Here is a 12,089-nt window from a genome sequence, read left to right as displayed (position 1 = left end):
GATTTACCTCCCAATGAGCTTAAGCAATTCCTTCATATCGTCGATGATATATGTTGGACGGTAACTCTCTAAAAATGCACGCCCTTTATGAGACCAGCTCACGCCAGCCGTTTTTACTCCAGCACGATGTCCCGCTTCAATGTCATGATAATTGTCACCGACCATTAATGTTGTTTGTGGTTTGGCATCAAGAAGATTCATCGCTTTAATCAATGACTCAGGATGTGGCTTACCATGTGTTACATCTCCTAATGTAATGACCGTTTCAAAATAGCGATCTAGACCTGTTAATTCAAGTCCCATTTGCACACCTTTGCCCATTTTATTTGTAACGACAGCTAATTTAATACCAGCTTCTTTTAGTGCAGCAATCGTTTCGATCACATTCGGGAAAGCTGTGACATAGTCATCATGATGACTTAAATTATGTTTACGGTAAACAGCCATCATTTCCTCCGCTCTCTCTCGGTCGATTTTTTTAAATGTCTCAAAAAGAGGCGGTCCATTAAATGATTTGATTTCTTCTAAAGTAAAATCTAAACCGTATTTATCAAATGTGTAGATGAATGATTCGATAATAAGCTCATTTGTATTCAATAATGTCCCGTCTAAATCAAATAAAATAGAATCTATGTTCATGAATAATATCCTTTCTTAACGCAAATATTTATTTATTTGCTACTTTCTTCCCATCATAATGACGATTCGCCTTTCCTGATTTTTTACGATAAATAAGTAAAATAATTGAACCAATAATCAAGATCAACGATATAACTTGTGCTGTACGAAAATCACCTAATAATGTATAGAGACTATCTGTACGCATCCCTTCGATGAAATAGCGACCGATTGAGTAAGCGATTAAATAACTTAAGAACAGTGTTCCACGTAATGGATTTCTTCGTCTTAACCATAACAAAAAGCCAAAAACGAGTAAATTCCATACAGATTCGTATAAGAACGTTGGATGGTACATAATGCCGTTAATACACATTTGGTTCATAATAAAGTCAGGTAAATATTGATGAAAGCTTTCATACGTAGCCTGTGAAATTGGACCGCCATGGGCTTCCTGATTCATAAAGTTACCCCAACGACCAATCGCCTGTCCAAGAATGAGACTAGGTGCAGCAATGTCAGCGAGTTGCCAAAAATTTATTTTTCTAACCTTTGCAAACACAATTGCTGTAAGAACAGAACCAATCAATGCGCCGTGGATAGCAAGTCCACCTTCCCAAATAGCAAATACTTTCCACCATGGACCTGAGGCATATTGTTCCCATTGAAAAATGACATAATACATGCGTGCGGACAAAATCGCAACTGGTATAGCAAATACAACTAAGTCAAGCATTATATCCTTTTTTAAACCTAAGCGATTTGATTCCCTAGTAGCCAATAGTAATGCTAAGAAAAGCCCAAAAGCGATAATGACACCATACCAGTAAATTTCTTTTGAACCGATTTCAATAAAAACACGATCTAACGCCGGTGCATCACACGTCATGACAACACTCCTATTCCATATTTTCTTTACCTTTTTCCTCTATAACTAGGCTAAGTTTGTCTGTGAAATCTTTTGCTGCATTAACTCCCATCCGTTTTAGGCGAAAGTTCATCGCAGCTACCTCGATAATGACTGCAAGGTTTCTTCCTGGACGAACAGGAATCGTCACCATTGGTAATTCGACATCCATAATTTTCATTTTTTGATGTTCTAATCCAAGACGATCATATTGTTTCTTCTCATCCCATTGTTCTAAATGAGCAATGAATGAGATTTTCTTAAATTTACGGACAGAACCCGCACCAAATAACGTCATGACATTAATAATTCCAAGACCACGTATTTCTAATAAATATTCGATTAATGGTGGCGGATTCCCAATTAATGTATCATAATCAGATTGACGAATTTCCACACTATCATCAGCAACTAATTGATGGCCCCTTTTAACAAGTTCGAGAGCCGTTTCACTTTTTCCTATACCACTCTGCCCTGTGATTAGAACACCAACTCCATGAATATCTACTAGCACGCCGTGTATGGCAGTTTGCGGTGCCAGTTTTGTTTCTAAATAATTCGTTAACCGGCTTATGACTCGTGTTGTTTTTCGAATGGAACGAATCACAGGAACACCGGAGCGATTCGCCGCCTCAATAATTGAAATTGGTACTTCCATGCCCCTTGATATAACGATGCCCGGCGTCACGTCTGTACATAAACGATTTGCACGATTTCTTTGTTCATAAAGTGGTAAATCCAAAAAATATGCCATTTCTGTTTTTCCAATTAATTGTAATCTTTCCTTTGGGTAATATTTAAAATAACCCGTCATCTCGATACCAGGTCGGGAAATATCACTTTCTTTGATTTCTCTATGTAAACCATCTTCACCAGCAACGACTGTCAAATTGAAATGTTCGATCAAATCTTGTGTACGTACAATTGCCAATTTTATTTCCCCCCAAGTGGTAGGCTAAGCTAGAATATACATTGTAGCATATGAACACATTAAATAAATGACATGTCTACCAATCGTACTCCACGTCTAATAACGCAGCGTGTCTTTTACAAATTTATTTAAAATGAGATTAATAACAGAAATAATCATCGCCGCAATAATGGCTGTGCCAAATCCGTCAATAACAAATGAAGGACCCATGACACTTTGGGTAATCATAAGCGTGAGTGCATTGATAATAAATAGAAATAATCCAAGACTAATGACTGTAATTGGTAACGTCAATACGACTAAAACTGGCTTCACAACTGTGTTTAATACGGCTAAAATAAAACTAGCTAACAGTGCTGTGCCAAATCCATCCAAATGAAATGAATCAAACATATTAGATACAAGAATCAAAGCAATCGCATTGAGAAAAATTGATAAAAATCCACGCATGAACATGCATATCCCCCCCGTGTTTTTAGGAACAATTGGATGATAGTTGATTAATTAAAATTCCAAATATAAAATTCTTCTATACCTAACCGTTCTAACGCAACTTCACGTAACGCGTCTTTTGAATTTGCTTCCGGCTTAAAGCTCCCTAAAATACCACCGGCTTGGGTTTTATGTGCTAGAATCGCTGCCATCTTTTGATCGAAGTATGGTTCAACATCATGAACGATGTCGGGTTGTCCTAAATCTTCATGTGCTGTTCGTGTAATTGCTTGTGCCCATACAGTCGGACGTGATACATCGTCCATTAATCGCACCGCTTCAATAGCTGCTCTTCCTAGCGCATTATGATCAGGATGAACAGCATGATCTGGATAATGTGTAATCACTAAACTTGGTTGTAATTTTTCTAAAAGAGATTTAATATGATGCGCAACCTCTGAAACATCTTCAAACTCCAATGTTTTATCCCGATAACCTAATAGTTGAAGATTTATGTCTAACACCTTACAAGCGTCAAGAAGTTCTTTTTTTCGAATTTCAGGAACGGTTTCACGATTAGCGATAATGGGATTTCCCATATTACGTCCCATTTCACCAAGTGTTCCACATAAATAAGTAACTGGTACATCTTGTTTCCGAAATAAAGTGATCGTACCTGCTGCCCCGAATGATTCGTCATCTGGATGAGGATATATGACAACGACATGTTTCTCTTTGGTCATTTTTTACATTCCCTTCTTAATATTAATTATTTGAACGGTGTCTCACTTAATTGTAATGCCACGAGTAAGCGCCCATCTGCATCATGCCCCGCCATGAGCAACTGTCTGTCTTGATGCATTTCCCAATGTGTTAATCCTTCGGCATAAATCCAGCCATTATCAGTCTTTAATCCGACACGATAATGTGCTCCATCCTTTACAATCTTACCTTGTGAACAAAATACGTTCGCATTGCGAATGAAAACCCCCACATTAATCGATTCATTAAAATGACTCGCATATGCGCCATTAGTCGTTTCTAAATGAATGTAAATATCTTTATCTAAAAAGGTATTCAATGATTGTTGTACACTTTTTAACTCAATTGGCTTCATCGTCATGCCCCCTGTCATCTTTCTATTAAGATTAGCGAAATAACACGCTATCGTCAAAATTTATCTTCCAGCGCTACTAAGACTCCCAGTTGCAAAGGAGGGTAGATTAAAACGCCACGTCCGTGCCACCACCTGGGACTCCGATTACTCGCCCCACCCAAAAACCCCTTGCACTAGTACGTCCTCTGTAAATCGGACGTGCGACTAAGGTACAGATGGAGTAAAAATTCCATCTGTAACAAGTTTACTTAATAATTATAGTTTATCAAATTATTTACTTAGAGTGGAGTAGCGGAGATTATGTTTTTGCCACAAGGAAAGAATCTTGACTAAAGATCAGTGTCTTTAACCAAGCTAATAACGTTGCTCTAGACCCACCTATATATCATCTGATACGCTTGATTTAGCTTGAAGAGGCGGTGAATTTTTTTGAAAGAAAATACAAAAAAGCTTGTCTTCGCTACTTGGATAGGGATTATCGTCAATATTATTCTTACCTTTTTGAAAGGTATTGGCGGTATCCTATCGGGTAGTAAGGCATTGATTGCTGATGCGGTTCATTCTGCTTCAGACATCGTTAGTTCTGTTGTTGTCTTATTTGGCGTGCGAATCGCTAATAAGCCTCCAGATGAGGAACATCCATACGGTCATGGAAAAGCGGAAAATATTGCTTCTAATATCGTCGCTCTCCTCTTAATTGTTGTCGGAATCGAAATGAGTATTTCTTCATTTAGAGTTTTTTTGGGAAACATGCCGAAAGCTCCAACAGGAATAGCACTTGTGATTTTAATCATTTCAATTATTGTTAAAGAGTTATTGTTTCATTACAAATATTACGTCGGTAATAAATATAATAGTGCAGCGCTTATTAGTGACGCTTGGCATCATCGTTCGGATTCGTTATCATCAATAGCTGCTTTCATCGGTGTCTGTGCCGCAATGCTAGGTGAAGCATTCGAATTATCCTATCTCGTATATGGTGATGCGATTGCGGGAATTGTTGTTTCAATCATCGTTATTAAAGTTGGCTATGACTTAGCCAAAGAAGCTTCAACTATTATGTTAGAAAAAGTCCTTACAAAAGATGAAACAAAAAAATATATCGAAACAGTTAAATCTGTTGAAGGAATCATCGTCATTGACCAACTTTACGCTCGAACACATGGAAGTTATGTCATCATTGACATTAAAGTAGCGGTTAATCCATCGATTACCGTGAAAGATGGACATGATATCGCAAAGAAACTTAAAAATACATTAATTGCTGAACATCAAGAAGTTGCTGATGTTCTAGTCCATTTAAATCCGTATTTTGATTAATGAACATATGCAAGACTAGGTGAACAGTGTGTTGTGGAGTACCAATGCAGCCTCTCATGATAGGATTTTAATTCGAGACAACGTATTGAAGCGTCAATGCAGCCTCTCATGATAGGATTTTAATTCGAGACAACGTATTGAAGCGTCAATGCGACCTCTCATGATAAAATATTAATTCGAGACAACGTATTGAAGCGTCAATGCGACCTCTCATGATAAAATTTTAATTCGAGACAACGTATTGAAGCGTCAATGCGACCTCTCATGATAGGATTTTAATTCGAGACAACGTATTGAAGCGTCAATGCAGCCTCTCATGATAAAATTTTAATTCGAGACAACGTAGTATTGGAACGTCAATGCAACCTCTTAGCAATATATCATGACAAGACGGCATATTTAGATCACACCCGCAATCCATGCATCTGAATAATAATTAAAATAGCGGAGAAAATCGGACATTTCGATTTTCTCCGCTTGATTCACTTAGCTCTTCGTTATTCCTTATACTTTTTGTTCCTGTTCTTCAAGTTCTTTCGCCATGCGTTTTTGATCTCTTTCTATAATCGGGCGTAAATAGTTTCCTGTATGTGAACGCTCTTCTTCGATAACTGCTTCAGGTGGTCCGGTTATAATGACTTCGCCACCACCTTCCCCACCTTCTGGACCGAGGTCAATAATGTGGTCAGCTGTTTTAATAACATCTAAGTTATGTTCAATTACCAAGACCGTATCCCCATTATCTACTAATCGTTTTAGCACATTTAAGAGACGATTGATATCATCTGTATGCAGACCTGTGGTTGGCTCATCCAGGATATAAAACGATTTTCCGTTAGAGTGACGATGTAATTCACTAGCTAACTTCACCCGTTGTGCTTCTCCCCCAGATAACGTTGTTGCTGGTTGGCCTAGTTTAATGTAGCCGAGACCAACATCTGCAATTGTTTGTAATTTTCGTTTGATCCGTGGAATATTTTCAAAGAAAGTTAACGCTTCTTCAATCGTCATATTTAATATGTCGGAAATGTTCATTCCTTTGTACTTCACTTCAAGTGTTTCACGGTTATAACGTTTCCCCTGACATACTTCACATGGCACATAAACATCTGGAAGAAAGTGCATTTCTATCTTAATAATCCCGTCACCGCGACAAGCTTCACAACGTCCACCTTTTACATTAAAACTAAAGCGACCTTTTTTATAGCCACGTACTTTCGCTTCATTTGTTTGTGCGAAGACATCACGGATATCATCAAAGACACCTGTATATGTCGCTGGGTTTGAGCGTGGTGTACGTCCGATTGGCGACTGATCAATATCAATCACTTTCTCGATATATTCAATACCTTTCACTTCTCGGTGTTTACCTGGACGATGTTTGCCAGTATAAAGCTCTTTCGCTAATGCTTTATATAAAATTTCATTAACTAACGTACTTTTTCCAGATCCTGATACACCCGTAACAACTGTGAACAATCCAATAGGAAATTTCACACGGATATTTTTTAAATTATTCTCTTTCGCACCGATGACCTCAATATAGCGCTCATCTGCTTGACGGCGTTTTATTGGCAAAGGAATATATTTTTTTCCGGATAAATATTGTCCTGTTAACGAGTTATTATCAGCCATTACTTCTTTAGGCGGGGCACTCGCTATGATTTTCCCACCATGTTCCCCTGCACCAGGACCAATATCGATTAACCAATCAGCTGCTAACATCGTATCTTCATCGTGTTCGACAACAATTAATGTATTATCTAGATCACGCATGCTTTTTAGTGTGGCAATCAACCGGTCATTATCACGTTGATGTAGACCAATAGATGGTTCATCAAGAACATACAGAACACCGGTTAATGCTGATCCGATTTGAGTGGCTAAACGAATTCGCTGCGCCTCACCGCCAGATAAAGTACCTGCTGTACGGGATAAGGTTAAATATTTAAGCCCCACATTATTTAAGAAATCGAGACGATTACAAATTTCTCTTAAAATTAAACGTGCAATTTGTTGCTCTTTTTCTGTCAACTGAAGTGTTGTAAAAAACTCTTTTGCATCACGAATGGCATAATCGGTGACTTCGCTAATATGCATATCGCCTACTTTTACCGCTAATGCTTCTTTTTTCAAACGGTAGCCTTTACAGGTTGGACAATGTTTCTGTGCCATATATTTTTCTAATGTCTCTCGAATGAATTCTGAAGATGTTTCTTGATAGCGGCGGGCAATATTATTGATCACACCCTCAAAGTGAATCGTTTTATCGTGGACTTTGCCGAAATCATTTACATAATAAAAGTGAATTTTCTCTTCACCAGTTCCATATAAAATCCGCTCCATTTGTTCTTTCGGTAAGTCTTTAACAGGTGTATCCATGTTAATCCCATAATGTGAGCAAACGCTTTTTAAAAGCTGTGGATAGTATTGTGAACTGATAGGCTTCCAAGCAATAATCGCATGTTCATTCAATGTTTTATTCCAATCTGGAATGACAAGATCAACATCAACCTCTAAGTTTGTTCCAAGTCCGTCACAAGTTGGACAAGCGCCGAATGGACTATTAAAAGAAAATAAACGCGGTTCTAATTCACCTATGGAAAAGCCACATTTTGGACAGGCATGGAGTTCACTAAAGACAATTTCTTCTTCACCAATGATATCGACAATCACTCGGCCTTGACCAAGTTCAAGTGCTGTTTCTAATGAATCACTTAAGCGTCCTTCTACACCAGGTTTAACAATGATTCGATCAACAACGACTTCAATTGAATGCTTTTTATTTTTATCGAGTTTAATATCTTCTGTCACTTCGCGCATTTCTTTGTCCACACGTATACGTACAAATCCTTCTTGTTTTAGCTTTTCAAGTATCCGAATATGTTCACCTTTTCGCCCTGAAACAACCGGACCAAGAATTTGTAATCGTGTGCGTTCTGGAAATTCCATAATACGGTCAACCATTTGCTGAACGGTTTGTGAAGTAATTTCAATTCCATGTTTCGGACAAACAGGGCGACCAATTCGGGCATAAAGTAAGCGTAAATAATCATAAATTTCCGTTACTGTTCCTACAGTTGAACGAGGGTTTTTACTCGTCGTCTTTTGATCAATCGAAATGGCTGGTGATAGCCCTTCAATCATATCAACATCTGGCTTGTCCATTTGGCCAAGAAATTGCCTTGCATAGGCTGATAACGATTCAACGTAACGTCTTTGTCCTTCAGCATAAATCGTATCAAAGGCGAGTGATGACTTTCCTGATCCTGATAAGCCTGTCATAACAACTAATTTATTTTTAGGAATTTCCAAGTCAATATTTTTTAAATTATTTGCACGTGCTCCCTTTATTTTGATTGATTTATTAGGCATTGGCACGATCATCCTTCCACATTAAAAATATCGTCATAGTTCTGATTTTAATTCGAAAAGTAAATCGCGTAGTTCTGCTGCTTTTTCGAAATCGAGTGCTTTTGCTGCTTCGCGCATTTCTTTTTCCATATTTTGCAATACTTTTTCTTTATCCCGTTTTGGCATTTTGTGGAATTGCTTTGCTTTTGGTTCATATGTTTTTTCTGCGTCTTCTGCAACCATTGTCGCACGAATGACATCGCGTACTTCTTTTTGGATTGTTGTTGGTACAATGCCGTGTTTTTCATTATAAGCCTGTTGAATTTCACGGCGTCTTTTCGTTTCTTCAATAGCCACTTGCATAGAATCTGTCATCTTATCAGCATACATAATTACTTGCCCGTTAGCATTTCTAGCTGCTCGGCCCATCGTCTGAATCAACGATCGTTCTGAACGAAGGAATCCTTCTTTATCTGCATCTAATATAGCAACGAGTGACACTTCTGGGATATCTAATCCTTCTCTTAGTAGGTTAATCCCGATTAATACATCATACTTGCCGATTCGCAAGTCACGAATAATCTCGATCCTTTCTAATGTTTTTATATCGGAATGTAAGTAGGCAACTTTCATATCAATATCCTTTAAATAATCAGTTAAGTCTTCGGACATTTTTTTCGTTAAAGTTGTCACAAGAACGCGTTCATTTCTTTCAAGCCTCTTATTAATTTCACCTATTAAATCATCAATCTGCCCCTTAATCGGACGGACATCAACGACTGGGTCCAATAATCCAGTCGGGCGAATAATCTGTTCAGTCACATCTGGTGCATGTTCAAGTTCATATGGCCCAGGAGTTGCCGATACGAAAATCATTTGATTCGCTTTTTTCTCGAATTCAGCGAACTTCAATGGACGGTTATCTAAAGCTGATGGTAAACGAAAGCCATGATCAACTAACACTTGCTTACGTGCTTGGTCACCATTATACATGCCTCTAATTTGTGGTAATGTCACATGTGATTCATCAATGACAATTAAGTAATCGTCTGGGAAGTAATCTAATAATGTATACGGTGTTGAGCCTGCTTCACGAAATGTCAAATGGCGTGAGTAGTTTTCAATTCCTGAACAAAAGCCCATCTCTTCCATCATTTCAATATCATAATTCGTCCGTTGTTCTAATCGTTGGGCCTCAAGTAACTTTTCTTCTGAACGTAATTCCGCTAATCGTTCTTCTAATTCCTTTTTAATATTGATGATCGCTTTCTTCATTTTTTCTTCACGTGTAACGAAGTGTGATGCTGGGAAAATCGCCACATGTTCACGTTCACCAATAATTTCTCCTGTTAAAGCATCAACCTCTCGAATCCGATCAATTTCGTCTCCAAAAAACTCAATCCGAATACAATGTTCTTCTAATGATGCTGGAATGATTTCCACGGAGTCTCCTCGCACACGAAATGTCCCCCGTTGAAAATCAATGTCATTACGTGTATATAAAATATCGACAAGCTCACGTAATAATTGGTCACGGTCTTTTTCCATGCCTACTCTTAAAGAAAGCACTTGACTTCTGTATTCTTCTGGCGACCCTAATCCGTAAATACATGACACACTGGCGACAATGAGAACATCGCGTCTTTCAAAAAGAGCTGATGTTGCCGAATGTCGCAATTTATCTATTTCATCATTAATGCTTGCGTCTTTCTCTATATACGTATCGGACGATGGTACATAAGCTTCTGGTTGGTAATAGTCATAATAGCTAACAAAGTATTCGACCGCATTATTAGGAAAGAACTCTTTAAATTCACTGTATAATTGCCCTGCTAATGTTTTATTATGGGCAATAACGAGTGTTGGACGATTAATTTCCTTAACGACGTTAGATACGGTGAATGTTTTACCAGTACCTGTTGCTCCAAGTAATGTCTGATTTTTTTGACCAGCTAACACTTTGTTTACTAAATCTTTAATTGCCCCAGGTTGGTCACCTTGTGGCTTAAATGATGATACAAGTTCAAACTTTTTAGTCACTTGTACCGCCTCCATTTTTAAGAATCCTTTTACATGCATTCATTATAGCATACATGCGAACGAGCATTCGACTTTTTTGTCATAATGAGAAAAAAATCTGTTCCTAGTGAACAGATTTTTTAATATGATTGATTAGCTTGATACTGATTCTTTGGGTTCTTCTTCACGAAACCCATAAGGACGGTCGGGAAAAATAAAACCCAGTTCATGATCGTCCCCTTCATACATCGCTGCACGGACAAATCGAACTTCTCCGTGATCATCAACAATGTCTAGTCGATAGTGGGCACCTTTTTCCTGTAAAGCGTGATAAAACGCATCGACATCATTGATTGGTTTTCCATTTACCTTCGTAATCGTCTCACCGACTAACACATCGAGACGATCAGCTGGTGAACCTGGGATAATACTTAAAACACGTAATCCTTCTGGCACATCATAAAAATAAGGTGCTTGCGATTGCTCTGTGACGCGATGGCGATAATTGATAAACTCTTTACCGATAATGGCAATAGCCACCGCTACTAAAATAAGTTGTGGCATCCAAATCGTCGCAATCGCTAACGCTAAAACAATCACAGATAATAACAAGATTTGATGACCAAGTTTACGACCAGCTAGATGTGGTAACGTTCCTATCACCTTATAATTAAAGCCAATTAAAAACGGCACCAGGACAAGACTATATGTTTCTTCTGGACCAAATGATAAGTATGGCCAAAATGATGCAAACGGTGATAAATCGCCAATAGGAACCACAGCGAAAAATGGGACCATGGACATTTTCTTCACATGATGTGCCCCAACCCATGAACCACGACGACTCCTAGTTAATGTAGGGAATGTTTGGTTACGTTTTGTCCGTCTTAACATCATTCCTTCCATAACTAAAAAGAGGGCCAACAAAATAGCTAATCCCGGAAAGTTAATCACACCGAAAAAATCCGGATCAATATATGATTGTTTCGTAAGTAGTGGTGGTAAAAATAATAACAATAGTATCGTTAACCCTAATGTGTAACTAGCAGACAATAGATTTAGACGTGATGTCATGCTTAATAATATGACAATGATACTTATAAATAACAAAGTTTCCAACGAAAAGACAATCCCAACACCTATAGAAACTAAAGAAAGAAAGATGCCAAACCCAATGGATAATACCCAAGTCTGTTTCCACTCTGAAAATAAGTTAAATATTTTGGAACCAAAATCCATTCGTTCGCCTTTAATCCGGAAATAACCAGTAAAAACGATTAGGATAAAGGCCCAGTAAAATAATGGATTCAAAAACATTTTTCCGATTGCTTTTAGTATTTCAATGAGCCATAGTTCGACCATTGTGAATCACACCTTTCTAAAAAGGAAAA

General features: G+C 38.0%; 10 protein-coding genes. 1 reads left to right on the top strand and 9 read right to left on the bottom strand.

The features are described from left to right. Positions 1-3 precede the first annotated feature (3 nt). The 6 genes from ppaX to VIG73_RS12590 form a co-directional block, all read right to left on the bottom strand. Positions 4-639, bottom strand: coding sequence for a pyrophosphatase PpaX (ppaX, locus tag VIG73_RS12615; protein WP_331642536.1), 636 nt, complete (start codon positions 637-639; stop codon positions 4-6). Between the two features lie 28 nt (positions 640-667). Next, on the bottom strand, positions 668-1,507 hold the full coding sequence (gene lgt, locus VIG73_RS12610) for a prolipoprotein diacylglyceryl transferase (protein ID WP_331642534.1): 840 nt from the start codon (positions 1,505-1,507) through the stop codon (positions 668-670). A 10-nt stretch (positions 1,508-1,517) separates the two neighbouring features. Then, positions 1,518-2,456 (bottom strand): HPr(Ser) kinase/phosphatase, encoded by a 939-nt coding sequence (gene hprK, locus VIG73_RS12605; RefSeq protein ID WP_331642532.1) that lies wholly within the window; start codon positions 2,454-2,456, stop codon positions 1,518-1,520. Positions 2,457-2,552: 96 nt separating this feature from the next. After that, positions 2,553-2,912 (bottom strand): phage holin family protein, encoded by a 360-nt coding sequence (locus VIG73_RS12600; RefSeq protein ID WP_331642530.1) that lies wholly within the window; start codon positions 2,910-2,912, stop codon positions 2,553-2,555. A gap of 44 nt (positions 2,913-2,956) precedes the next feature. Beyond that, positions 2,957-3,631 carry a bacillithiol biosynthesis deacetylase BshB2 gene (gene bshB2, locus VIG73_RS12595; RefSeq protein WP_331642528.1) on the bottom strand — a complete coding sequence of 225 codons (675 nt, stop codon included), beginning with the start codon at positions 3,629-3,631 and terminating at the stop codon, positions 2,957-2,959. Between the two features lie 26 nt (positions 3,632-3,657). Beyond that, entirely contained in the window at positions 3,658-4,005 is a 348-nt protein-coding gene (locus VIG73_RS12590) for a YojF family protein (protein ID WP_331642526.1), read from the bottom strand. Positions 4,006-4,434: 429 nt separating this feature from the next. Here VIG73_RS12590 and VIG73_RS12585 point away from each other — a divergent pair, with 429 nt between their 5' ends. Then, a complete protein-coding gene (locus VIG73_RS12585; RefSeq protein WP_331642524.1) occupies positions 4,435-5,325 on the top strand; it encodes a cation diffusion facilitator family transporter in 891 nt (296 codons plus the stop codon). Between the two features lie 504 nt (positions 5,326-5,829). Here the strand turns inward: VIG73_RS12585 and uvrA are convergent. The 3 genes from uvrA to VIG73_RS12570 form a co-directional block, all read right to left on the bottom strand. Next, on the bottom strand, positions 5,830-8,700 hold the full coding sequence (gene uvrA / locus VIG73_RS12580; protein WP_331642522.1) for an excinuclease ABC subunit UvrA: 2,871 nt from the start codon (positions 8,698-8,700) through the stop codon (positions 5,830-5,832). A 33-nt stretch (positions 8,701-8,733) separates the two neighbouring features. Continuing rightward, entirely contained in the window at positions 8,734-10,719 is a 1,986-nt protein-coding gene (uvrB, locus tag VIG73_RS12575; RefSeq protein WP_331642520.1) for an excinuclease ABC subunit UvrB, read from the bottom strand. A 132-nt stretch (positions 10,720-10,851) separates the two neighbouring features. Continuing rightward, complete coding sequence (locus VIG73_RS12570) at positions 10,852-12,060, bottom strand: PDZ domain-containing protein (RefSeq protein WP_331642518.1); 1,209 nt, start codon at positions 12,058-12,060, stop codon at positions 10,852-10,854. Positions 12,061-12,089 lie beyond the last annotated feature (29 nt).

It is taken from the genome of Cerasibacillus sp. (assembly GCF_036516575.1).
Lineage (GTDB): Bacteria > Bacillota > Bacilli > Bacillales > Amphibacillaceae > Cerasibacillus.
This window is presented reverse-complemented; position numbering and strand designations above follow the sequence as displayed.